We start from the raw sequence: 21,953 nt of genomic DNA on the forward strand, positions 1-21,953 counted from the left end.
CTCATCAAGCAAGATTTATTTTTCACTATCAGATCATCTTCGCTTACTAACGCTTTTTCTACTGTTCATTTTTCTCGTTTCTTTATCAAATAAACTATACACAACTGGGATGATAAATAGTGTAAGCAGTGTACTACTTACGAGACCACCAATAACTGTGACCGCCATCGGTTGATTCATCTCTGTGCCTTCTCCGATTCCAAGTGCGAGTGGTACAAGTCCTAATATAGTGGTCAATGCAGTCATCATAATTGGGCGAACACGATCTTTTACTGATTCAACTAAAGCATCCACACTAGAAAAACCTGCCTCTTTCTTCTGATTAATATAATCTACAAGTACGATCGCATTATTCACAACAATACCTGCTAAGATAATAATCCCAATAAAGACAGGAATACTTAATGGCATCTGTGCGGCCAACAAACTAATGGTTACACCAATAACCATTAATGGAACGGTAAACATAATCACAAATGGATATTTAAACGATTCGAATTGTGCGGCCATCACAATATAGATTAAGATTAATGCCAAAGCAAAGGCCATTATCAAATCATTTTTTGATTCCTCTAGAAGTTCTGTTTCACCGCTAAAATTAATTTCAGTTTCCTCCGAAAGTTTTAATGCATTTATTTCAGTTTCTACCATTTTAGAAAGATCCCCAACATTGGTATTTTCACTATATTTAAGTGTAAATTGAACAGAATCTTGTTGGTTAATCCGCTGAATTTGAACTGGTCCTTCCCCGGTTTCTATCGTGGCCACTTCTTCTAATTCTACATATGAACCATCTGCTTTTTTTATTAATAATTTTTTTAATTTATCGATGTCCCTTGTTACTTCCTCATCATATTCAACGAAAACTGCAAATACATCTGAATCTTCAGCGATAATTTGTGCTACTTGAACTCCCCTAGTCACGTCATTTACTATCGTCGCTATCTGGGCAGGAGCTAATCCTGCTCCAAAAGCTTTATCACGATCTATCGAGATTTGAATTTCTTCTACTGTATCTGTGATACTAGTGGATAATTCTGTTACATCATTTAATTTTGATAATGTCGTATACACTTTATCGGCACTTGCTTCAAGTCTGTGTTTATTCGTATCTTTTATGTTAAATGTTAATGTTTGCGGCGCAATTCCTGAAGCTGCTTGTACATTGAATACGAGTTCAGCCTTTTCATTAACATGTTCCATTTCTTTTTCAAGTATTGGCTTCATTCTGTCTACAAATGTGAAAAGCGACTGGCTGCGATTTTTTAATGGTATTAATTTCACATAAACCTCTGCTGAATTCGGCATACCATTTCCTTGAAAAGTAGACTCCTGAGTCGCACCAATTAAACTGACGTAAACGTCCACATCTTTTTCTGCCTTTAATTTTCTCTCTATTACATTTATTACTTTTTCCGTTTCGGTTAGTGCAGCACCATTTTCAAGCTGGACTTTGATACTAAAAAAACCTTCATCTGTCGGCGGTAAAAATTGTGTTCCAATTAATCTAAGTCCTAAAACTCCTGCTCCAAATAATATGAACGAAGTAGTCAAAACGATTATTCTGTGGCGTAAACACCATCGAATGGAACGATCCAACATATTCATCGCTTTTGATCTACGTCTTCTTGCCTCGTAATTACCAATAGATGGTTTAAGTAATCTACTTGCAAACATAGGAATTACAGTTAAAGCAACAAATAATGAGGCAAATAAACTAAATGAAATCGTAAATGCAAACTCCTTGAATAGCTGACCAAGCAAACCACTAATAAAGACCACTGGTAAAAATACTGCGACAGTTGTTAGGGTGGACGCAGTAATGGCTCCTGCCACCTCTTTTGCCCCGTCTCGTGCAGCCTGTTTTGGCTCTTTTCCTATCGATAGATGACGGTATATATTTTCAATAACTACAATTGCATTATCAACGAGCATTCCAATACCTAGTGCCAATGCACCAAGCGTCATTATATTTAATGCAAAATCGGCAAAATACATTAAAACAAACGTGACAATTACTGAATACGGGATTGCTATGCCGATAATAAGAGGACTTTTTACATTACGTAAGAACAAAAACAGAACGATCATTGCCAATAATCCGCCTACAATAAGAGAGTTGGCAATATTATTAATGGCGATTTTAATATAATCACCTTGATCGAATAATATATCTGATTCCATTTCCTTATACTGTTCTTTTTTTAATAAAGTGTTGATCGCTTTTTGAAAGTCTTTTGATACATTTGCAGTATTTGCATCTGCTTCTTGCAATACACTTAATAAAACAGATGGCTTTTCATTCGTACGTGTAATACTATTTGACTGTTGCTCTTGCTGGTTCACAACTGCAATATCTTTAATATAAACTTTTTTCCCATTTAAAGGATTAACAGTTACTGCAAGATTAGCAATATCTTCTACAGAATGAATCGTGCTAATAATTCTTGTGGTTAGTTCTTTTCCCTCTGTTAGAACCGTTTCACCAGGCATCGATACGTCACTAGTCTGAATTATATTCACAATATCTGATTGTGCTAGACCATTTTCTTTTAACTTTTCTTGATCAATCTTTACTCTAATTTCTTCTATTAAGGTGCCAGTGACATTCACACTGGCCACTCCTTGCACTTTAGTCAATTCTACTGTCAATTTATCTGCGAGAGTCCGTAGCTTCTCTTCACTTTCATCCGTTTTTAAGGATAATTGAATAACTGGAAACTGGGCAGGGTCAAATTTTAAAAATCTTGGTTTTCCTGCATCGGTCGGCATTGGCGTTTGATCAATTCGTTGCAAAACATCATTTTGGATATCATCAATTTTTGTAGTCCAAGAGAACTCTAACAAAACCATATTAGAACCTTCTTGCGAAATCGACTGGACATTTTTAATACCAGGTAAAGTGGATAGATTTGCTTCAAGCGGCTTTGTAATTTTCTCGACTACCTCAGTTGGGCTTGCCCCTTGATAAGATGTAACAACAACCGCAATGGGGGGATTTATGTCAGGAATTAATTTCAACGGTATTTTCAATACTGAAACAATGCCTAATATAATAACTAGAAACATCGTTACAATTGTAAAAACCGGTCTCTTTATAGAAAAAGCACTTAAATTCACCTTTTTAACCCCTTCCATCAATAAACGTTTATACTTAATTACATAATTATAGCAATATTTTCCTAGGACTAATATGAAAAAGCAAATTTTACTATATAAAACACTCCTATTCATTTATTATAGAAAAAACACGGCTCCTAATGAGCCGTGTTTTTTCTAATTTTTATTCCTCTACATCCATTGGATTACTAAGCATGATTTCAGGATTTTTATCTTGGAACCATCGTAACGCAAATTCATTTTCGAATAAGAATAACGGTTGATCATAGCGGTCTTTCACAAGTTGACTACGCTGACTAGATAATGATTCATCAATTTTCTCATTTTCAACCCATCTGGCAATTTTCGTGCCAATAGACTCCATAATGACATCGGAATTATATTCATTTTTCATGCGATGTTCGAAAACTTCGAATTGGAGCTGTCCGACTGCTCCGAGAATATAATCTTCTAGGCGATATGTTTTATATAATTGAATCGCCCCTTCTTGTACTAATTGTTGCACACCTTTATGAAAACTTTTTTGTTTCATCACATTCTTAGCTGTAACTTTAACGAATAACTCAGGGGTAAACTGGGGTAGTTTTTCAAATTGGATGTTATTTTTCCCTTCATATATTGTATCGCCAATTTGATATGTTCCCGTATCATACAACCCTATGATATCTCCACTTACAGCCTCATTTACCGTACTACGATCGTCCGCTAAAAATTGCGTGGATTGGGAAAGCTTTATTTGTTTGCCTGTTCTAGCAAGTGTTACATTCATACCCCGTTCGAATGCTCCAGAGCATATTCTAATAAATGCAATCCGATCCCTATGTGCTGGGTTCATATTTGCTTGGATTTTAAAAACAAACCCAGAGAAGTTCGCAGAAGCAGGTTCCACTTCTCCTTCGTTTGTAAGTCGCGGTTGTGGGGCTGGTGCAAATTGTAAATAGGTCTCTAAAAAAGTTTGCACGCCAAAATTTGTTAATGCACTACCAAAGAATACCGGAGATAATGTACCATTATTTATTTTTTCAATTGAAAATTCATTTCCGGCTTCATCGAGCAACATGATCTCTTCTAATGCTTGCGTATACAAATCCGATTCTTTTAAAGGATGGTCTCCGATCATTTCTCCTTCCTCATTTAGTTCTAGAAAACGTTCGTCTTCCTCTACGCGAAATTGCTCAATACGCTTGTTATATCGATCATATATTCCATAAAATTCTTTTCCCATACCAATCGGCCAATTCATTGGGTAAGATTCAATTCCAAGAACTTCTTCCAGTTCTGCAAGTAATTCAAGTGGTGCCCTACCTTGTCGATCGAGTTTATTAATAAACGTAAAGATCGGTATACCCCTCATTCTACATACTTTGAAAAGCTTAAGTGTTTGCTCTTCTATACCTTTAGCTGAGTCGATAATCATAACGGCACTATCTACTGCCATTAATGTTCGATATGTGTCTTCACTAAAGTCCTGATGCCCAGGTGTATCCAAAATATTTACACTAAAGTCGTTATAATCAAACTGCATAACGGAGGAAGTAACGGAAATCCCCCGTTGTTTTTCAATTTCCATCCAATCTGATGTTGCGTACTTACCCGTTTTTTTTCCTTTTACCGTTCCCGCATCCCGAATAGCTCCACCAAATAACAATAGTTTTTCTGTTATCGTTGTTTTTCCAGCATCAGGGTGGGAGATTATTGCAAAGGTTCTTCTTGATTCAACTTCTGTCTGTAGTGTATGTGCCATAAAATAATTCCTTCCATCATTCAGTCTTTTACTATCATATTCCTTGGTGGGATGGATTTCAACGCTTATATTTTTCTTCGATCAAATAGCTTCAATATGATAATAAATTACACAATCGTTATAGGGGATTGAACGTAAGCTAATAATAATTTTTCCGTATTCCATAGGGAGGATTTATGTGTTCTTTCCAAAGCATGTGATGACTCAATTCCTGGACCAACTAATCCATGCACAATATCATGCCCTGATTTAATTGCTGCCGAAGCATCTGATCCATAATAGGGATATATATCTACTTTATAGTCAATATTATTTTTCCTGGCTAAATCCACGAGTTTTTTTCTTAATTCATAATGATATGGACCGCTTGAATCCTTTGCACAAATAGAAACCGTATATTCATCTGAAGATTGCCCTTCACCTAATGCCCCCATATCAACTGCCAAATATTCAACTGTTTCTGGTGGGATATTTGAATTACCGCCATAACCTATTTCTTCATTATTTGAAATTAAAAAATGAGTTGTGTATGGTAGTTCCACATTTTCTTCTTTCAAATGTTTAATCATACATAAGAGAATTGCCGTACTTGCTTTGTCATCTAAATGCCGAGATTTAATAAATCCACTTTTTGTTATTTGAACACGTGGATCAAAAGAAACAAAATCACCGACCTGAATACCAAGTTTTCTAGTTTCCTCTTCATTGCTCGTTTTTTCGTCTATCCGTACTTCTATATTTTTTTCATTTCTTTTTGCTTCCCCAGCATCTTTATAAACATGAACGGAAGTTTGTTTCATTAAAATAGTTCCCGAATATGTTTTCCCAGCATCCGTTTCAATCTCACAATACTCACCTTCCACCGCATTCCAGCGAAAGCCTCCAATCATATCGAGCTTTAGTCTGCCATTAGTCTTGATTTCTTTTACCATGGCACCTAGTGTATCAACATGTGCTGTCAGCATACGATGTTGTTCCTTGTTTTTACCAGGTATCGTAATGAGCAATCCACCTTTTCGATTACGCTTCATCTCCAGCTCAAGATTTTGCAAATATCGTTCACAAAAATCAATTACTTTCCTGGTGTTTCCGGATGGACTAGGGATCGAAACAAGCTCTTTTATTAGCATCAGAGTTTCTTTCATATGTGGGTCATTCGCCATTCAAATAACTTCCCTTCTATTGTAGAATTAATCTAATATAAAAAGATGTTATAATCATACCATGACTTTATCGTAGGAGGAAAAAAGAGATGGCCAAGCATTCATTTTTATTAACTGCTGACTGGAATGGTGGCAGAAATAGCGTTGGAACGATTGATGCGGGGAATTTAAAAACAAAAGTATCGATCCCACCTGAAATGGATGGACCTGGTGTTGGTACTAATCCTGACGAAATGTTATTAGGAGCCGCTGGAACATGTTATATTATTACTTTAGCAGCTATGCTTGAGCGTGCGTCTATTTCTGTTTCTAGCCTTACACTTGAGTCAGAAGGAATTGTAGAAGTCGTAAGTGGTATTATTACGTATAAAGAAATCATTCATCGACCAAACATAAGGTTAACAAATGAAGCTCATGAGAAAAAGGCGCTCATTCTTGCAGAAAAAGCGGAAAAAAATTGTATGATTTCAAGGGCACTAGCGGGTAATGTAGAAATAAAACTAGAAACCTTCATCCAGACTGACGAATAAAAAAGTCATTTTTTGAAATCTGCTAAATTTAGTAATCCAAAATTTGGCAGTTTCTTTTTTTGCATATGCTAATCAATTGCTTAGTGTCCACACGGGAGTTCTACATGAAATGTAGTACCTACCCCTACTTCGCTATCGACTTTAATTAGACCATAATGTTCTTGGATAATTTTAGAACTCATCATTAACCCTAGCCCATTTCCTGTTTGTTTCGTAGTGAAAAATGGTTGTCCGATTTGCTCTAATTCTGATTCTTGAATGCCGCACCCTTGATCAATAATAGCAATATCAACCCTATTAAGTGAATCAACACATGAAATATTTATAGTTAGTGTTCCTCCTTCTTTCATCGATTCAATTCCATTTTTAATTAAATTAATAAATACTTGCTTGATTTTCTTTTCGTTACAATGAACATTTATTGAATTACTAAAAGTTTTGAGATGGATATCGACCTGATTTTTATATGCTTCTGTTTCAAGTAATAGCTTTACATCTTCTACAATTTTAATAATATTTAAATATTGCTTTTTATAATTGGATGGTTTGCTAAGTAACATAAGATCCTGGGTTATTTGTTCAATTCTTTCCATTTCGCTTAGCATTAAAGCGACATATTCCTTTTTTAATACTTTCTCCGTAGATATTAATTGGAGAAAGCCTTTCACTGTTGTAAGTGGGTTGCGAATTTCATGGGCTAATCCTGCAGCAAGCTTTCCTATTACGGATAAATTTTTCGCCTCCATTAATTGATCCATTGTTTTTTTTCGCGTAGTAATATCTCGAGTGATTGATAGAACCTCTATTGGCTTGTTATTAGCAGAGTCCTTTAAAACCGAAATAGTAGACTCTGACCAAATATAACTACCAGATGCATCTATCACTCGATAAGTAAAAGTAGCAATATCTATATCCCCTTTTGCGAAAGGTATTAAAAATTCTCCAATATCATCAGAATGAATAAAATCATAGCTTAATTTTCCAATCAATTCTCTCGCATTATACCCATAAACTAACTTGATTGTATCTGAAACTTCCCGTATTATTCCATCCAAACTGCATTTCATTATAACATCAGGCTTGATTGTATTATTTAGTTGATCTATCATTGATACTCCATTAAGAACTTTACTGCTTACACTCTCTGTTAACAAATAATCCTGCCCCCATTACTTATCAAAATTCCTCAAAGCTTATTGTAACTATATTATAGTTTTAATTGATCATTTGTAAACAAGCATAAATGAAACCACATACCTATCACAAAAGTTACATAATTAAAAGACTAGTCGAGACTAGTCTATCTTTGTATATATAGACGATCATTTTTATAAAAGTGTTGCACTTCTATACATTTATTTTCACAAAGTATTTTTAATGTTATCTTAAAATGGGTTATATTTGACAGACATGCAGTTATACTACAGAAGAATTGTGATTTTACTAGATTTCCCTTCTGGTTGAATAGATAACCCCTCTTCTCTATTAAATAGTCTTGCACCTGTCGCTTCATTAGCAGTAAACAAATTGCGTAAAATTAATGTCCACTTTTTGGAAGCATAATTTTCCACTTCAATGGTAATCTCTTTTCCATTTTTTTCTACTATTGCGATTAACTCTACTTGGGCTTGTGTGTTGTATACTGTTGTTCTAGCTTGCTTTCCTTCGCCTAGAGCAAATACATGTAGCTCCACATGATCCGCAAAATCGTAATCCGGCGTCTTTTTTTCAGTTCCGATCGCAATAATTGAGTTCGGTTTTGCGAATAACGGAAGGTCAAAATAATTATATTCTTTACTTTGCCATTTTCCACCTTCCAATACTTCATTTGAAAGTAGATGCGTCCATGTGCCTTCAGGTAAATAAAACGAACCTATTCCATCTTTATTAAAAATTGGTGCCACAAGTAATGAATCCCCCAACATATATTGTTTGTCTAAGTAGCCACAAGCTGGGTCATTCGGATACTCTAGAACCATTCCACGCATCATCGGTAATCCCTGGGTGGATGACTGGATGGAAGAGCTATAAATATATGGCATGAATGTATTTTTTAATTGAGAGAAAAATCTTGTTACATCCACCGCTTCTTCATCAAATAACCACGGAACTCGATATGATTGGTTTCCATGAAGCCTACTATGTGTAGATAGTAAACCAAAAGCTGTCCAACGCTTATATAAATCAGGTGTTGCCACATTCTCAAATCCGCCAATATCATGGCTCCAGAAACCAAAACCTGAAAGCCCTAGAGACAGTCCTCCTCTTAAGCTCTCCGCCATAGACTCGTATGTGGCATGGCAATCGCCCCCCCAATGAACAGGGAACTGCTGACCACCCGCGGTCGCTGAGCGTGCAAAAAGAACCGCTTCATGTTTGCCCAATTTTTCCTCCAGTACTTCAAATACTAACTTATTATAAAGATGTGCGTAGTAGTTATGCATTTTCTGTGGATCTTCCCCATTATGATACACAACATCTGTAGGTATCCTCTCACCAAAGTCTGTTTTAAAACTGTCTACACCTATATCTACTAATCTTCTTAAATGATCTGCATACCATTTACATGCTTTCGGATTGGTGAAATCTACAATCCCCATACCTGGTTGCCATTTATCCCATTGCCATATATCACCGTTTGGTCGATGGATTAAATAACCTTTTTCGCATGCCTCGGAAAATAATGAAGATTGTTGTGATATGTATGGGTTAATCCATATTGAAATCTTTAAACCTTTTTCCTTCAATCTTTTTAACATACCTACAGGATCAGGGAATGTAGCAGAATCCCACTCGAAATCAGTCCAATTTAAACCTTTCATCCAAAAACAATCAAAGTGGAAAACACTTAACGGTATGTCGCGTTCCAACATACCATCGACAAATTCATTGACTGTTTGCTCATCGTAATTTGTTGTAAACGATGTTGTCAGCCATAAACCATAGGACCAGGCCGGTGGCAATGCTGGCTTTCCAGTTAAAGTGGTATAATTCATCACCACGTCTTTCAGTGTCTCACCACCTATAATAAAATATTGCAGGGACTCTCCTTCAACGCTAAATTGCACTTTTGTTACTTTTTCTGAACCAACTTCAAAAGATACTTTTTCAGGGTGATTAACAAAAATACCATATCCTCTATTCGATAAATAAAAAGGAATATTCTTATAAGCTTGTTCAGTACTTGTCCCACCATCACGATTCCAAATATCAACTACTTGTCCATTTTTGACAAACTCAGTAAAGCGTTCACCAAGACCATATATCAGTTCATTAACTGAAAGGTTCAATTCCTCTCTGATATAACATTTTCCCTCATCTGAAGTAATATGTGCAATCGCTTTAAAGTCACTTTTTGTTAGTTGTTTCTCTTCGTAAAAATATTGCGCATTCCATTCTTTAGCCTTTGGAACTCTTACACTCGTATTTCCACTCTTAAATATTACTTGCTCACTATCTTCCCGTATATCCAGTTGCTTATCTACCTGCTTGTAGATTTCAAATTCAGGCTTCCGTTGTTTGATTCCTTTATGATGGATGGCTTCTACCGTAATAACATCTTTCATTGGAGATGTAAAGCGAATAGTTAGAAGTGGAACATCAAGTTGACCTGACCTCGATTCTACATCCCTTGGTGCTACAAGAACCTCAACAGCATCTTTTTTGACCGTTGTTTTAAATATTTGTACAGCCGGTATTAAATCTAAGCCTGGTTGGATCATCCAATTTCCATCAGCAATTTTCATTTCGACACCTCTTACTATTTTTAGTTTCATATACAAATAAAAGATCCAAAAATTATTATAATAGTAGTTATTGATAAGTCTTAAAAAGAAAAGGTCCATTATAAAATGAACCCTTACAAAGAAGTATTAATTTTTTATTCGCTCCAAAGTTCTACTGTTTCTTGAACAAGTTTTGTAAATTCTTCTTCTCCTTGCTCCACTCCTGCTTTAATTAAATCTTCCATAAACGCGTCCCAAACCTTATCAAAATCTGCTGGTTTTGCAAGTATTGCCTCCGGAACACGTTTCTTAGCTAAATCTAGCACTTTTTGATTGATTAATTCTAGATCAGAACCCGCAGGTATTTGAATGTTATATGCCGCACCCCATGGTTTTACTTCAAACTCATCTTCTTGTGGATACAAATCTTTGAAAAATTCAACCCCATAACCGTCAAGTACCTCTTTTTCAGTATCTGTATAGGATTCTTTAATTTGGTCAGGTGAAGCAATTGTATATGTTTGACCAGTTGAATCCATTGCCCCATCACCATAACGTGGTGCAAATCGTTGAAAATTATATCCGATCCCTGTTTCTTTAGCAAAATCTTTATCATTATCGCGTTGTTCCATTACATCTGCTGGTATAACACGCTTGCCATCAACGATCTCGTAATGTTCTCCTTCAATGCCCCAATTTGTCATAACTTGAGCTTCATCAGATGCTAAGTAGTCAAGAAATTTAATTGCACGGACCGGATCTTCACAATCAACTGTAATTCCGATTCCCCAACCTACTTGATATCCAGGACTTTGAAAGTTATGGTGTTTATACTCTTCACTTAATGTCACAGGATACATGCCATACATTCTTTCATGCTTTCCAGAGTCTCTTAAGGCATTTTGTGCTTGACTAATTGACCAATCGGGATCCATAATGCTAAGTACTCTTCCTGAAGAAAGCTTAGCTAAATATTGATCATATTTTTGCACAAAACTTTCTTTATCTAATAATCCTTCATCATTCATATGATTTAACCAACGAAAATAATCTTTTTCGGCTGGGCGACGATAATGTAGTGTCGCTTCATGTGTTTCTGGATCAATATAATATTCACCATCATCTGAGCCACCAGTTGCCCAAAATCCGCTATTTAACGTTGATGGTTGAATACGCCAATCATCAGCTAAAAGAGATAAACCAATTGTTTTTTGCCCATCAATTTCAGGGTATTTCTTCACATATTCTTTTATTGCTTTTTCATAATCTTCGAGAGTTCGCATTTCTGGATACCCTAAGTCTTTTACTACATCATGTTGGATACCAACTCCCATACCAGGTGTATAATATGTTGCATCTACTGGTGCATTACTTAAAATATATATAGACGGATCTTCCTTACTCCACTTAAGGCGATTTAGATCCTCGCCGTACATTTTTTTTAGATTTGGCGCATGTTCTTCAATCAGATCCGTAAGATCGATTAATGCTTCAGCATCAACAAGGGTTCTTGCTTCCCCTTTTGGAACGATGAGGTCTGGGTATTCTCCACTAGCAGCCATTAATGCTATCTTTTGTTGTCCACCATTTATATCAAATTCTGGCTTAAGTGTGACTCCAGTTGCCTCTTTTATTTTCTTTCCGACTGGACTCTCCATCTTTTCCCAATCAGAGTTCGCGTCAGCATCAAACACTGTTAATTCGATAGGTGAAGTACCTGATGAGCTTTCTTTCGCATTCTTTGAAGCGCCTTCATTCTTACCTTGACAAGCAACCATTACTGATAGGACGATTGCAAATACAATTAAACCAGACACCTTTTTAAACATTTTCATTTTTTCCTCCCCTTCAAAACTTATTATATATAGATAAGCTTTAATTACCGTGTTTTGCAGTTACTGCTTTACTGCTCCCAATGTCATACCTTGAATAAAGTATTTTTGCAAGAATGGATAAACTACAATTATTGGAATTACAGTAACCATAGTTATAGCCATTTTAATAGAGTCCGGCGATACTTGCTTAGCAAGCTGCTCCTGATTACCCATCTGATTCGCATCAACGCTCCCCATTTGAGTATTTTCTAATATTTTCATTAACTCATATTGCAGAGTAGTTAAACTTTCATTCATACTATTATATAGGTAATTGTCAAACCAACTATTCCATTGTCCTACTGCTACAAATAGAGCAATCGTGGCTAATACTGGTTTACAAAGTGGTAAAATAACGCGGTAGAATATCGTAAAGTCATTTGCTCCATCCATTTTCGCGGATTCTTGTAAGGAAAATGGAATACTATCCATAAAAGAGCGAATGATAATAATATTAAATGCATTCACTAAACCTGGTAAAATATAAACCCAAAATGTATTGATCAGATTGAGATCCCTTATAAGCATGTAACCTGGAATTAACCCACCAGAAAAGTACATTGTTAGAACGATAAATGTAGAAACAAAACGTCTACCTTGAAAATCAGTACGGCTTAATGTAAATGCAACCATTGCCGAGGCAAAAACACCGACTACTGTACCTATAACTGTTCTCAATACAGAGTTTGTAAATCCCGTGATTAAGTTTTCGTATTTTGCTATCTCTAAATAATTAGATAAGGTGAATTCGCGGGGCCAGATATAAATCCCCCCCCTTACTGCATCGGTTGAATCATTTAAAGAAATAGCTAAGACATTTAGAAAGGGATATAAAGTGATAATCATAACGATTATTAAAAATGTGTAGTTAAGGATATCGAATAACCGATCCTTAGCATTCGACTTATTCAACGTTCTTTTAGTTGCTGCGGCCATTTGGATACCCCCTTACATAACACTTTGATTCGAATAACGTTTAAATATGCCATTAGCTAGTAGTAACAGAAAAATACTTATTACCGAGTTAAAGATTCCAATTGCGGTACCGTAAGAGAATCTGCCTAATCCAATCCCGTAGTTAAGCGCATACAATTCTAATACTTCCGCATAATCGTTAACAAGAGAATTTCCTAATAAAAATTGTTTCTCAAATCCAATATTTATCAAGTGACCAATGTTTAATATCAGAACAACTAAAATAGTGGGCCGAATACCTGGCAAAGTGATATGCCAAATTTGCCTCATTCTACTTGCCCCATCTACTTTTGCGGCTTCATATAGTTGAGGATCGAGACCAGCAATCGCCGCTAGAAAGATAATTGCATTCCAACCCATCTCTTTCCATAAATCCGAAACCGTAACAATGCCCCAGAACCATGTTTCTTTTGCCATAAATTGAAAAGGTTGATCAATGATACCAATCCTTAATAGTAGATCATTAATAATACCACCATCAATTGACAACATTTTTGAGACAATACCTGCAACAACAACCCATGAAACAAAGTGTGGTAAATAAGTAATCGTTTGTACTGTCCTTTTGAAAAATGAATGCCTAACCTCATTTAAAAAAACTGCAAATAGAATTGGTATAGTGAAACCTACTAACAAACCAAGTGTACTCATTGCTAACGTATTTCTGAAAGCCATGTAAAAACGCTCATCACTTAATAAAGCTATAAAATGATCAAGCCCAACCCATTCTTGTTCAATAAATGACTTTGCCGGCCGGAAGTTTTGAAAAGCCATTGTCCATCCCCACAATGGGAGATAGTTAAAAACAAAAACCCAAGCAACAAAGGGGAGTGACATCATATACAATACTTTTTGATTAAAAAACACTTTCCAAAACTTTTTATTATTTCTTTTTATTCCAGTCCTTGTATCCGCTTTCTCTGTTGCTATATTCATCTAACCCCTCCTCTAATTATATTTTACTGAATATACTGAATTGAAAATACATATAAAATTATTACTAATTTCATACACAAATTAAAGAATCTATTTGCAAGGATCATTAAAAAGCATAAGCTATTACCTCACTGTGATATTTATATAATTAAAATCCTTCCATTTTCTTTGAGTAAATTTACACTAGCCCCTCATAATAATAAAAGCTCCTTTCGCTTGGCGATAAGGAACTTAAAATTTGTATTGGTACGATTAAGTTATCTTGTCTTTCATCTGTTTTCGATATTGTGATGGAGAAATTCCTGTATATTGCCGAAACTTTTTATGGAAATAATCGACGTTTGCATATCCAATTAGCTCGGCTGTTTCGTATACTTTATAGCCTTTGATTAATAATTCTTTTCCTTTCTCAATTCTTACTTGATCTAAAAATGTATTAAAATATAAACCAGTATGATTGCGAAATAACTTGCCCAAATATGCACTATTATAATTAAATATTTCCGCCAATGATTCTAGCCGCAAATTTTGATCATATTGTTTTTGAATGAAATCGGTCATTTTTTTGACTAAAATGTCCGTACTGCCATCATCTAAAAATCGGATCACTTCTTTGCAAGAATCAATCATAAAAGCTTTTAATGCAGGCAAAGAGTCCATATCATAAATTTGTACCCCCTTTGCTAACTGTTTAGAGATAAAGCTTTTATATCCATGGTTTCCAGCAAGTAATTTATTTAACGAACCTGAATAAATTTGCAATGTATATACTTTAATTTGTTTTTCTGGGAGGTAACGACTTTTTAACTCTTCGAAAAGTTGTAAAAGTGTTTTCTCAGCAAGTATTATATCCACTAATTCAAATGCATAAAATAATTTACCTATGTACGCCTCAGGAGAAAAATATGAGTTTTCCTCTATTGTTGTCTGGCATGGTAATTTGTGTTCTTTTGCTTCTAAAATGACATCTGTCGAGAAATAAAAGTGATACTCCATCAGTATTGAGGCGTTTTCAAAAGAGTTGTAGACCGCTTTTAGATTATATACTATATCTCCACAACTTATTATCAACCGTTTTTCTTCAAGTCCAAGTTTTATTTCATCATATATGGATGACAGCAAATGTGGAACTCCTGGTTTATAGATGAGTAATAATCCTAGTTGATTATTTTTCTCGAAAACGAATGCTCTTTGAGTCTTCTCAAACATAGACCTTAAACTTTCTTTACAACTTTCCAGTTTCCTATCTTGTACCTTATTTGTATCGATTAATAATACTTGCATTCGGACATTAGTAAGACCTAATTCCAATTGCTTAGTCTTAACTTGTGGATCTAGCTCAGAAAAATCTGGGGAAATAAGTGATTGTATGAAATACTCGGTCTTCTGTTTTTCTTCAAATAATGCATATCTTGAATATTCTTTTTCCTCTTCTAGTTTCCGGTGGATCATTTGAATAGACTCAATCAGTTCATCCTCATCTAAGGGTTTTAATAAATACCCCGCAGCTCCTGCCCCTATCGCTCTTTTCGCATAATCAAAATCAGCAAAGCCACTTAATATTAAAAACTGAAGATTTATATCCTTTTTTCTAAGTTCATTTATCATTGTTAAACCATCCATTTTAGGCATCCTAATGTCTACAATCATTAGGTTAGGAGAAAATTGTTGATATAATTGAATTCCTTCTATACCATTTTTCGCGATCGCAATAACATTAAATCCATAATTGTTCCATGGTATTAGCGTTTTTAATCCTTCACGAATACTCGGTTCATCATCAACAATGATCACTGTATACATTTTTATCCTCCCAAGGTATCTTAAATTTGATCTGCGTACCATAACCTTCCGTACTATAAATGAACAGCCCCGACTCATTGCCATATGTGAGAACTAAACGTTGATGAACATTGCGTAAGCCGATTCGCACACCGTCTTTTTCACTTTGCTCCTTTAAGGATTCATATATTTTTTTTATTTTATACGCATGGATGCCCACGCCGTTATCTTCAATTGAAACATGCAGAAAATCATCTTTCATAAAAGCTTTTACAAATACCTTACCATCTTTTTCTTTTTCCTCAAGGCCGTGAATAATAGCATTTTCCACTAACGGTTGAATAATCAGTGGATGAATAAGTACCATCTCCGCACTTTTTTCTATCTGAAGATCATATGTTAGTCGATCTTCAAATCTAAATTTTTGTATTTCTAAATAGCAGCGGACTACTTCCATTTCTTCTTTTAATCTAACTTTTGTACCACTTGTCTCAAGATTTTTCCGCATTAGCTTACCAAGTAACTTGACGATGTCTGCGATTTCTTTCTCACCTTTTAAGTGAGCCTTCATTCTGATAGATTCAAGGGTATTAAATAAAAAATGTGGGTTAATCTGGCTTGCCAACATTTTAAATTTCATTTTATCTTGTTGTTTCTCAATTAAGTTTTTCTGATGGCTTGTTTCCTTAACTTGATCAATCAGTGCCCGAATATTAGCCACCATATAATTAAATTTTTGAGACAATTGACCAATTTCGTCATTGCCATCAATGATTAATTTAGTTTCCAGGTCTCCCTCTGCCACTCTATTGATTTTCCCACTTAAATTTGAAATCCGTTTTGCTAACAGCCAAGAAACAGCAGAGATTAATAAAAAAGCCATGAACACGGCAATTACTGTAATCGTTGCTCCTAATTGGCTTAAGCGATTGGCATCTTTCACAATTTGCTTTGTAGATACGACGGAAATAACTTTTAACTGATTACCACTTGCTTCTGTTAAAAGATAATCCGCAATAATTTGTGAAGACTCCCCATTCACTTCACTTTCAAGCGTTAAAGGCAATTGATCAGTAGTAAAGGTTGAGTCAATTAAACCATCAATTTTCGAACCTATCATTTTCTCACTATTAGCAGCCACAATATAATTGTTCTCATCGGCAATAACAGTTAAGGAGGATTCCTGATCTAATATCCAATTTAATTGCGCTTGATCTATTGTGATTACAAGCATACCTGAAGTTTTATATTCTAAGAAATTGATCTTTCTTACTAAGCTTAATTGAGGATTTCCTCCCTTTGTTGGGTTAGATAAATAGAACCATCTTATCAACCCATTATCTTCGTTAGCTGCTTGATACCATTTTTCTTTTCTTGTAATATCATCTAAAGGGAGAAAGGACCAATTATTTAACATCGTCGGATTATCCATGTAAAAATATATTTGATCAACAATTGGATATAATTCTTCATAATATTGAAAATCATTATAATTGCTATATGCATTTACTACATCATATATTGTCTCATATTCCTCATTTGTTAAATTACTTAATCGCGAATCAAATTGAAGATTATTCGATATATATATAGGTATTTTTAACAATTCATCCGTTCGCTTTTTCACCCGATCAACATTCATTTGTGTCACTTCTAATGCATCATTTAAAGCGATTTCTCTTAATTCTTGTGTTAAAAAGATACCAACAATTAAAATAGGAAAAAAAATCACACCAACAAAAGATAACATCAATTTATTTTTTAACTTTAGATCATTAAATTTGCGGATAATAAATGCCTTCATATATTACTCCTATTTTTAATAAAAACACGAGATAGAAAACGAACCTTCACATTATCGTGAGGTTCGTTTTCAATTTTATTTGATTGAAAATGTACTAATTCCTTCATACTCTTATACTGTTTCACCAATATCTGATGCTTTCTGCTCTTTCTCTTTTTCCAATCTAGCTACTTCTCTTTGTTCTATTTGTCTAAAGGTAATGTTAGTCCCCCAAGATATGGCATATGCGATAATACTTCCTCCAAAAATAGGTATCAAACCAGGAATTTTCAACATAATATAATAAATAAAATAACTCACCACTGCCATCATGATTGTAATGAAAGGAAACATAATCATAATAAGAAAGGAATTTTTAAACACTTGAAGCATTTTTATATCATAATGAACAAATACTGGGAAAATATACAATAAAACTAATCCATATAGAAGAAATACTGCAATCAATGGAATATGAAGTAGACTAACAAAACTGTTTGTACTTACTTGAATAAATTTCAAGTCAATAAATAATATGTATCCAATAACGGCAATAATAAGCCCTAATATATTACTTTTTATAAACTCTTTTTTATATGATGTCCAAAATGTTTTGAATACTGGAATATCCGATTCTCCTTGTACCCATTTGCGCATTACTGCAAACATTGCTGCTGTTGATGGAAAAAAACCAAAAATGAGCAAACCAGGAATTAAAAACATAATCCATAAAATATTAATATAGAAAAATCTCCATATCCATTCTGAAATTCTATAAAATCCTCCCATGATGCCACCCATTTGCATATCATTTCCCCCCTGAATAATTTATTACTTCTTAAAAACATATTGTAAATAACGAGTAATAAACTCCTCATTTTTCGTGTTCGCTGGTACACACATAACTATATTTTCATCAAATATTACTTCTTCAAACTGTTTGATTGCAGTAACGTTTATACCGGTTATAACTCCATTATCTTCAGCAAAGTATTTGTGTTCCTCGCCTATTGGCAACGGTTGATTACCATATAAATCTTGAAGATCTAGCAACTGGCCATCTTTATTCATATCATCAAAAAAGCTTTTTTCTACAAGTAAAATATCGACATAGCCAGCGGAAAGTTCTGCAGCCATCTTCTGTAGCCCAGCTTGCATTTGCGGATTCATATCATTTAATGAATATGTGATTTCTTGGACACTAATTTCAGCAGAATCTTGTTCAGCTTTACTAAGTAGTTCTTCATTTAATGATTGTTTTATTTCACTCACTTTTTCAGTATTTATTAATTCTCCGACAATCATTACATTCATCAATGTATCTTTCTTGTTATTAATACTATTAACGCTTACAGCCACAATAATTATTAATAGTAATGCTCCTAACATATGGAATCTATAATAATGCCAAATATACTTCATTTTTTCTGCCTTACTCATCGGTGCTAAAATTTCTTTTAAACTCTTCTTCATGTTGTCCACTACTTTCTAAATCATATTGATTATGTTTTTGAAGCTAATGCAGGAAAGCGCTTTTATTTCATTCAAAAAAATAGAAACATCCAAGCGCATATTTCTATTAAACTTCTATATTTATTTAGTTTAAAGCTGTTACTATATATATTAGCCTAATAATGCAAGAAGGGACAGAATTATTTTTATTTCTACAAAAATTGATCTTAAAAAATGGCCAGCGCTAAATAAATAACAATAGTTAAAGTCAATGAACTAAAAAATGTTGAGGCAACAACAGTCTGAGCAGCAAATTCAGGTTCGTTATTATATTCCTGTGCAATGATTGAACTATTAACAGAGGTAGGCATCGCCGTAGATATTAATAGTGCTTGCGCAATCATTCCTTCCACACCAAGTAACTTTAATAGTAAAAATGCTATGAACGGTCCCATCAATAATCGGGTAGCCATACTTACATAAAGTGGCGCGTATGTAAATTTCAATTTTAAATTAGCAATTTGCGCACCTAACGTAAGTAATGCAATAGCTATTAGTGAATCTGATACATAATGTATAGGTGTGATTAAAAATACAGGTAAATTTACATGAAATAAATTAAAACATATGCCTAAGAACATTGCATAAAACAATGGCATTTTAAAGTATGCTAATAAGGCTTTTATTTTTCCTGTATTTAAGGAATTTAGTGCAAAAACTCCATATGAAAACAATAAGGTATTCTGAAATGCCATCACAGCAATTTGAATAGACATCGCTAGTGGATCTTGTTTAAAAACAAGGTCATTCACTGGTATCCCATAATTTCCAGAGTTATAAAACATAATACTATGAGAGAATGTCATATTTTGCTTTTTCCCTAGCTTCATTACCTTACCAAATATATAACTTAGGACATAAAGAATAAGTACAAATATTGAAGTGAAAGCAATAACACCAAAAAATAATTTTAATGAAAATGAACTTTCATACAGTTTACTAAAAATTAATGCAGGACTTAAATAATATATATTTATTTTTGCCAAAGTATATAGATCAAGTTTAAATTTTATTTGCAGTAACACACCTACTGCAATCAAAATAAAAACAGGTAGTATAATCTCCATAAAAATAAATGCGATATTTGTCATTTTCACTCTCCTTTGATAACAACGTTGTTATTTTGTAGTGTGACACTTATTATATAAATATTCAAATAAATGCACTTAATAATGAGCGTACTTCAAAGGACAGCCTTCCTCTTTGAAATCATTGAGATTTCCTATATCTCATAGAATATCGTCAATTATAGAATGAGGAGGCTGCCAGGTGCCGTACGATGAAATATATTTTAGCAACAACGTAAGATAAAATTAATCTAGAAAATACTTTTTATAATACTTTACTTAAAAAAGCTTGTGTTCGTTCATGCTGTGGATTAGAGAATAATTCGATTGGCTCATTTTCTTCCACAATATAGCCGTCATCCATAAAAATAACACGATCCCCAACTTCACGTGCAAAACCCATTTCATGTGTAACAACAATCATTGTCATACCTTCTTTAGCAAGTTGCTTTATCACTTCCAGCACTTCACCAACCATCTCAGGATCCAGCGCTGAAGTTGGTTCGTCAAATAGCATAATTTGGGGTTCCATTGCAAGTGCACGTGCAATGGCAACACGCTGTTTTTGTCCCCCAGATAGCGAATTTGGATATTCAGACGCTTTATCAGAAAGTCCCACTTTAGCTAGCAATTCTAATGCTTTTTGCTCAGCCTCTCGCTTTTTCATTGCTTTTACATTAATAGGTGCGATCGTAATATTTTCCAGAATAGTTTTATGGGGAAATAAATTAAAATGTTGAAATACCATGCCGACGTTTTTCCGAATTTCATTAATATCTGTTTTTTTATCTGTCAAATCTTTACCTGTTACAACTACATTACCACCGGAAACAGATTCAAGCAGGTTAAGGCAACGAATAAATGTCGATTTGCCTGATCCAGATGGCCCAATTACCACAACAACTTCTTGAGGTTTGACCTCTACAGAAATATCCTTTAATACTTCGTTTGTTCCAAAAGATTTTTTTAAATTTTTAACGGAGATCATGCAGTTTTCATTCTCCTTTCAATATAGTCCATTAAATAAGTCAATGATAAAGTTAACACGAGATAAATTAATGCTACTGTAATATACGGTTCCCATACACGAAGATATTGTCCTCCTGCAGCACGACCCCAATACATTAATTCAGGTGCTGCAATGATTGCAGCGAGCGATGTTTCTTTCAACAGTACGATAAACTCATTGCCAAGTGGCGGTATCATGCGTTTTACTGCTTGAGGTAGAATGACTAATTTCATCGCTTGGGTGTGACTCATACCCAGTGAGCGAGCAGCCTCCATTTGTCCTTTATCGATTGATTGTATACCAGCGCGGAAAATCTCTGCAATATACGCGGCTGAGTTTAAAGACAATGCAATGATTGCTGATACAATAGGATTTGCTGGAGTCATGAATAATGGTACAACACCAAAATGAATGAGTAAAATTTGCACTAGAAACGGTGTTCCTCGAAATATATTTACGTACCAGACAAACGGAAAGCGAATGAACGCATTTGTTGACATTTTCCCAAGACCTATCAATAAACCAAAAACAAGACCTATTAACACTCCAGCTAATGCTAAACCAAGCGTTAATAATGTCCCTTTTAAAAATAAGGGCAGATAATCAATAATAATATCAAATTGTATATCCATGGAATTTCCACCTTTCACTTTTCCCACCAAAAACGGCCGCCCATAGGCATAAGCCTAAAATGGACAGCCGCTTACACTATTATTTTCCCATATCTAATAGA

The 21,953-nt window shown here is 34.5% G+C and carries 16 protein-coding genes; 1 reads left to right on the forward strand and 15 read right to left on the reverse strand.

The window, feature by feature from the left end; translation table 11 throughout:
* Nucleotides 1-33: 33 nt before the first annotated feature.
* The 3 genes from BLE01S_RS09330 to BLE01S_RS09340 all read right to left on the reverse strand — a co-directional run bounded on the left by BLE01S_RS09330 (nucleotide 34) and on the right by BLE01S_RS09340 (nucleotide 6,027).
* Nucleotides 34-3,120, reverse strand: a complete 3,087-nt coding sequence (locus BLE01S_RS09330; protein WP_066140212.1) for an efflux RND transporter permease subunit — start codon at nucleotides 3,118-3,120, stop codon at nucleotides 34-36.
* A gap of 163 nt (nucleotides 3,121-3,283) precedes the next feature.
* Nucleotides 3,284-4,864: a peptide chain release factor 3 gene (locus BLE01S_RS09335; protein ID WP_066140213.1), complete on the reverse strand. Its 1,581-nt coding sequence runs from the start codon at nucleotides 4,862-4,864 to the stop codon at nucleotides 3,284-3,286.
* A gap of 107 nt (nucleotides 4,865-4,971) precedes the next feature.
* Nucleotides 4,972-6,027, reverse strand: a complete 1,056-nt coding sequence (locus BLE01S_RS09340) for a M42 family metallopeptidase (protein ID WP_066140215.1) — start codon at nucleotides 6,025-6,027, stop codon at nucleotides 4,972-4,974.
* 89 nt (nucleotides 6,028-6,116) lie between these two features.
* Here BLE01S_RS09340 and BLE01S_RS09345 point away from each other — a divergent pair, with 89 nt between their 5' ends.
* Nucleotides 6,117-6,557: an OsmC family protein gene (locus BLE01S_RS09345; protein ID WP_066140217.1), complete on the forward strand. Its 441-nt coding sequence runs from the start codon at nucleotides 6,117-6,119 to the stop codon at nucleotides 6,555-6,557.
* 80 nt (nucleotides 6,558-6,637) lie between these two features.
* Here the strand turns inward: BLE01S_RS09345 and BLE01S_RS09350 are convergent, their stop codons facing one another.
* From BLE01S_RS09350 to BLE01S_RS09405, 12 genes are all read right to left on the reverse strand, one after another.
* Nucleotides 6,638-7,711 (reverse strand): ATP-binding protein, encoded by a 1,074-nt coding sequence (locus BLE01S_RS09350; RefSeq protein ID WP_066140219.1) that lies wholly within the window; start codon nucleotides 7,709-7,711, stop codon nucleotides 6,638-6,640.
* A 267-nt stretch (nucleotides 7,712-7,978) separates the two neighbouring features.
* Entirely contained in the window at nucleotides 7,979-10,303 is a 2,325-nt protein-coding gene (gene yicI, locus BLE01S_RS09355) for an alpha-xylosidase (protein ID WP_066140222.1), read from the reverse strand.
* Nucleotides 10,304-10,437: 134 nt separating this feature from the next.
* Nucleotides 10,438-12,117, reverse strand: coding sequence for an ABC transporter substrate-binding protein (locus BLE01S_RS09360; RefSeq protein ID WP_066140225.1), 1,680 nt, complete (start codon nucleotides 12,115-12,117; stop codon nucleotides 10,438-10,440).
* A gap of 60 nt (nucleotides 12,118-12,177) precedes the next feature.
* On the reverse strand, nucleotides 12,178-13,092 hold the full coding sequence (locus BLE01S_RS09365) for a carbohydrate ABC transporter permease (protein ID WP_066140229.1): 915 nt from the start codon (nucleotides 13,090-13,092) through the stop codon (nucleotides 12,178-12,180).
* A gap of 12 nt (nucleotides 13,093-13,104) precedes the next feature.
* Nucleotides 13,105-14,067: an ABC transporter permease gene (locus BLE01S_RS09370; RefSeq protein WP_066140232.1), complete on the reverse strand. Its 963-nt coding sequence runs from the start codon at nucleotides 14,065-14,067 to the stop codon at nucleotides 13,105-13,107.
* Nucleotides 14,068-14,319: 252 nt separating this feature from the next.
* Nucleotides 14,320-15,870, reverse strand: coding sequence for a response regulator transcription factor (locus BLE01S_RS09375; RefSeq protein ID WP_066140235.1), 1,551 nt, complete (start codon nucleotides 15,868-15,870; stop codon nucleotides 14,320-14,322).
* Entirely contained in the window at nucleotides 15,848-17,653 is a 1,806-nt protein-coding gene (locus BLE01S_RS09380; RefSeq protein WP_066140237.1) for a cache domain-containing sensor histidine kinase, read from the reverse strand. Before BLE01S_RS09380 ends, BLE01S_RS09375 begins: the two co-directional genes overlap by 23 nt.
* A gap of 111 nt (nucleotides 17,654-17,764) precedes the next feature.
* Complete coding sequence (locus tag BLE01S_RS09385; RefSeq protein WP_066140240.1) at nucleotides 17,765-18,439, reverse strand: YesL family protein; 675 nt, start codon at nucleotides 18,437-18,439, stop codon at nucleotides 17,765-17,767.
* Between the two features lie 24 nt (nucleotides 18,440-18,463).
* Complete coding sequence (locus tag BLE01S_RS09390; RefSeq protein WP_066140243.1) at nucleotides 18,464-19,105, reverse strand: hypothetical protein; 642 nt, start codon at nucleotides 19,103-19,105, stop codon at nucleotides 18,464-18,466.
* Nucleotides 19,106-19,311: 206 nt separating this feature from the next.
* Nucleotides 19,312-20,235 (reverse strand): AEC family transporter, encoded by a 924-nt coding sequence (locus tag BLE01S_RS09395; protein ID WP_066140246.1) that lies wholly within the window; start codon nucleotides 20,233-20,235, stop codon nucleotides 19,312-19,314.
* Nucleotides 20,236-20,476: 241 nt separating this feature from the next.
* Nucleotides 20,477-21,199, reverse strand: a complete 723-nt coding sequence (locus BLE01S_RS09400) for an amino acid ABC transporter ATP-binding protein (RefSeq protein WP_066140249.1) — start codon at nucleotides 21,197-21,199, stop codon at nucleotides 20,477-20,479.
* Nucleotides 21,196-21,852, reverse strand: coding sequence for an amino acid ABC transporter permease (locus BLE01S_RS09405; RefSeq protein ID WP_066140252.1), 657 nt, complete (start codon nucleotides 21,850-21,852; stop codon nucleotides 21,196-21,198). The genes BLE01S_RS09400 and BLE01S_RS09405 overlap by 4 nt, the downstream gene beginning before the upstream one ends.
* Between the last annotated feature and the right edge of the window lie 101 nt (nucleotides 21,853-21,953).

The sequence above is a fragment of the Lederbergia lenta NBRC 16444 genome, from assembly GCF_001591545.1.
GTDB lineage: Bacteria > Bacillota > Bacilli > Bacillales > Bacillaceae_C > Lederbergia > Lederbergia lenta.

Coding starts and splice junctions, on each gene's coding strand:
- BLE01S_RS09335 (WP_066140213.1), bottom strand. CDS start 4,864: ATGGCACATACACTACAGACAGAAGTTGAATCAAGAAGAACCTTTGCA.
- BLE01S_RS09340 (WP_066140215.1), bottom strand. CDS start 6,027: ATGGCGAATGACCCACATATGAAAGAAACTCTGATGCTAATAAAAGAG.
- BLE01S_RS09345 (WP_066140217.1), top strand. CDS start 6,117: ATGGCCAAGCATTCATTTTTATTAACTGCTGACTGGAATGGTGGCAGA.
- yicI (WP_066140222.1), bottom strand. CDS start 10,303: ATGAAAATTGCTGATGGAAATTGGATGATCCAACCAGGCTTAGATTTA.
- BLE01S_RS09360 (WP_066140225.1), bottom strand. CDS start 12,117: ATGAAAATGTTTAAAAAGGTGTCTGGTTTAATTGTATTTGCAATCGTC.
- BLE01S_RS09365 (WP_066140229.1), bottom strand. CDS start 13,092: ATGGCCGCAGCAACTAAAAGAACGTTGAATAAGTCGAATGCTAAGGAT.
- BLE01S_RS09370 (WP_066140232.1), bottom strand. CDS start 14,067: ATGAATATAGCAACAGAGAAAGCGGATACAAGGACTGGAATAAAAAGA.
- BLE01S_RS09375 (WP_066140235.1), bottom strand. CDS start 15,870: ATGTATACAGTGATCATTGTTGATGATGAACCGAGTATTCGTGAAGGA.
- BLE01S_RS09380 (WP_066140237.1), bottom strand. CDS start 17,653: ATGAAGGCATTTATTATCCGCAAATTTAATGATCTAAAGTTAAAAAAT.
- BLE01S_RS09385 (WP_066140240.1), bottom strand. CDS start 18,439: ATGCAAATGGGTGGCATCATGGGAGGATTTTATAGAATTTCAGAATGG.
- BLE01S_RS09390 (WP_066140243.1), bottom strand. CDS start 19,105: ATGAAGAAGAGTTTAAAAGAAATTTTAGCACCGATGAGTAAGGCAGAA.
- BLE01S_RS09395 (WP_066140246.1), bottom strand. CDS start 20,235: ATGACAAATATCGCATTTATTTTTATGGAGATTATACTACCTGTTTTT.
- BLE01S_RS09400 (WP_066140249.1), bottom strand. CDS start 21,199: ATGATCTCCGTTAAAAATTTAAAAAAATCTTTTGGAACAAACGAAGTA.
- BLE01S_RS09405 (WP_066140252.1), bottom strand. CDS start 21,852: ATGGATATACAATTTGATATTATTATTGATTATCTGCCCTTATTTTTA.